3 protein-coding genes are annotated in these 2,850 nt (G+C 23.6%); all 3 read right to left on the reverse strand.

Annotated features, from left to right (window positions below; translation table 11 throughout):
* Window positions 1–142 precede the first annotated feature (142 nt).
* Entirely contained in the window at window positions 143–916 is a 774-nt protein-coding gene (sigG, locus tag G3997_RS08135; RefSeq protein ID WP_296645296.1) for an RNA polymerase sporulation sigma factor SigG, read from the reverse strand.
* Between the two features lie 85 nt (window positions 917–1,001).
* Window positions 1,002–1,724: an RNA polymerase sporulation sigma factor SigE gene (gene sigE / locus G3997_RS08140; protein WP_296645297.1), complete on the reverse strand. Its 723-nt coding sequence runs from the start codon at window positions 1,722–1,724 to the stop codon at window positions 1,002–1,004.
* A 20-nt stretch (window positions 1,725–1,744) separates the two neighbouring features.
* Window positions 1,745–2,587, reverse strand: a complete 843-nt coding sequence (locus tag G3997_RS08145; RefSeq protein ID WP_296645298.1) for a sigma-E processing peptidase SpoIIGA — start codon at window positions 2,585–2,587, stop codon at window positions 1,745–1,747.
* Between the last annotated feature and the right edge of the window lie 263 nt (window positions 2,588–2,850).

The following is a 2,850-nucleotide window of genomic DNA, read 5'->3' on the forward strand; positions in this document are numbered from 1 at the left end:
GGTCATTTTTTAAAATTTATCTTTGTATTTATATTTAGTGATTTTATATTTAGTATTAATTTCCAAAATATAATGTACTTTTTTGTAATTTATTGAAATAAAAAACGTTGGTATATAAATACCAACGATAATAATAAATCTATTATATATATTTTTTCATATTTTTTAATGCATTTTTTTCTATTCTGGATACTTGTGCTTGTGATATACCTATTTCATCTGCTACCTCAATTTGAGTTCTTCCTTTGTAAAATCTTAAATCTAATACTAACTTTTCCCTACTATTTAATTTTTTTATAGCTTCTTTTAAAGCTATCTCTTGTAACCAATTTTCATCAGTATCTTTTTTATCTTGTACTTGATCCATTACAAATATTGCATCTCCATTGTCTTGGTATACTGGATCAAATAATGATATAGGATCTTGTATTGCATCTAGGGCCATAACTACATCTTCCACTTGTAATTCTAGCTCCTTTGCTATTTCTGATACTGTAGGTTCCTTTGCATTATTTCTTACTAATCTTTCTCTAACTTGTAATGCTTTATATGCAATATCTTTTAATGACCTACTTACTCTTATAGGATTATTATCTCTTAAGTACCTTCTAATTTCTCCTATAATCATAGGTACCGCATAAGTTGAAAATCTTACATTTTGACTTAAATCAAAATTATCAATTGCTTTTATAAGACCTATACATCCTATTTGAAATAAGTCATCTATGTTTTCCCCTCTGTTATTAAATTTTTGAATTACACTTAAAACTAATCTTAAATTTCCTCTAACAAACTCTTGTCTTGCTTCTTCATCTCCATCTTTTATTTTCAAAAGAAGTTCCATCATTTGATTATTTTTAAGAACTGGAAGCTCAGATGTATTTACACCACAGATTTCAACTTTATTTATTTGCATACATTTCAGTCCTCTCTTAAAAGTTTTCTTATATGAAATTATTTACACTTCATATATTTTTATACTTTTCAGAGAAAATTATTTATTATATAAATTTTTTCATTTCTTTCTTTAATCTTGATATTATTTTCTTTTCTAATCTAGATATATATGATTGAGATATACCAAGCATTGTAGCAACTTCTTTTTGAGTTCTTTCTCTACCCCTAGTAGTTAAGCCAAATCTTAATTCCATTATTTGTTTTTCTCTATCTGATAACCTATCTAATGCCATAACTAATAAGTCTTTATCTATTTCTTCTTCAATAACTTTATATATTTCATCATTTTCTGTTCCCAGCACATCAGATAATAATAATTCATTTCCATCTACATCTATGTTTAATGGCTCATCAAAAGAAACTTCTATTTTTTTCTTATTATTTTTTCTAAGATACATAAGTATTTCATTTTCTATACATCTAGATGCATATGTAGCTAATTTTATATTTTTATTTAATTTAAAAGTATTTACAGCTTTTATAAGTCCTATTGTTCCTATAGATATTAAATCTTCTATATCTATACCTGTATTTTCAAACTTTCTAGATATATAAACAACTAACCTTAAATTTCTTTCTATTAAAATTTGCTTTATACTATCATCATCTTCTAATTGCTGTAATAATTCTATTTCTTCCTCAGGTTTTAATGGAGGTGGTAATATATTGACTCCTCCCATATAAAAAATACTTTTGGGTTTTATAATATTTAACTTAATCAATACCCCCAATATTTGATTTAATAGCTTTGTTATTAATGACTTCACTTTTATTTCCCCCTTTTTAGTTAAATCTCTTGTAGTATATTTGGACTTAAAATAGCATCATATTCTAAATCATCAAAGTTTGATAACCCTATAACTACATTACTTATCTTATTTTTATCAATTTCTATATAGTCAGCTTTAAGTCCCAATATGATTGAGCTATTATTACTACCTGCATGCTTATATGGAATAAGCCTTACTCTCGATGATAATTCATTCTGAGATGAACTTATAATATTTTGAACTTTTACTATATCAATATTTTCATAATCATACTCTAGTAACTCATCACTTATAATTCCTTTCAATATTTTTGATTTAACTATTATAACTTCATTGTTACCTAAAGGATCTTTTAATAAATTTCCACTATCTATTAAAGCTTCACACCTACAATGTTTTCCAAGTAAGCTTATATCTATTGTTTTCTTTAAATCTTTAATATATTTTAATGTCTTTATATCTTTGTATATGTACTTAAGTAATTCACAACTTATGTAAGCACAAATTATTAAAAATGATATTTTCATATGGTCTATTCCTGTAAAATAAATTATAAAATAAGTACTTCCACATATAAAAATATTCACTAAATAAAATATTAAAGATATTCTAATTAAGTCTCTTTTATTTTTATATGTAAATGATACTAGTATTATAAATGTAAGAATAATTATCTTAAATGGCAATGTAAATAATATTTCAAAATTAGGATATATGTATGCAACAGAGTATATAGTTCCTAAAAAAGCTCCTAACCATTTTTTTCTTTGACTATTATACTGTTTTATAAGAATAGAAGTACAACTTATAATAATATAATTTATTAATAGGTTCTCTATAATGTAATACTCTATATACATTACCTATTCCCCCTTTAGCCTTTGTAATATATTATAAATTAGTACTTGCTTTATTTTATGTCATTTTTTATAGTCGAAATGAACTTAATTTTAAATAAAAGTAAACAAAAAAATAAAGCATTCTACTATTAAATAGTAGTTGCTTCTATTTTCATATTATTTATTTGTTAAAATAATTATATATATGTAGGAATTTATATTAATTTTTATTTAAGTTATAGGTATAAAAAAAGAAGCCATAGGCTTCTTTATATATTTATCTT

The organism is Romboutsia sp. 13368 (assembly GCF_018336475.1).
Classification (GTDB): Bacteria; Bacillota; Clostridia; order Peptostreptococcales; family Peptostreptococcaceae; genus Romboutsia.

Bases quoted from the DNA above. Each gene is read 5' to 3' on its own strand.
- G3997_RS08145 (WP_296645298.1), bottom strand. From the start codon at position 2,587: ATGTATATAGAGTATTACATTATAGAGAACCTATTAATAAATTATATT.
- sigG (WP_296645296.1), bottom strand. From the start codon at position 916: ATGCAAATAAATAAAGTTGAAATCTGTGGTGTAAATACATCTGAGCTT.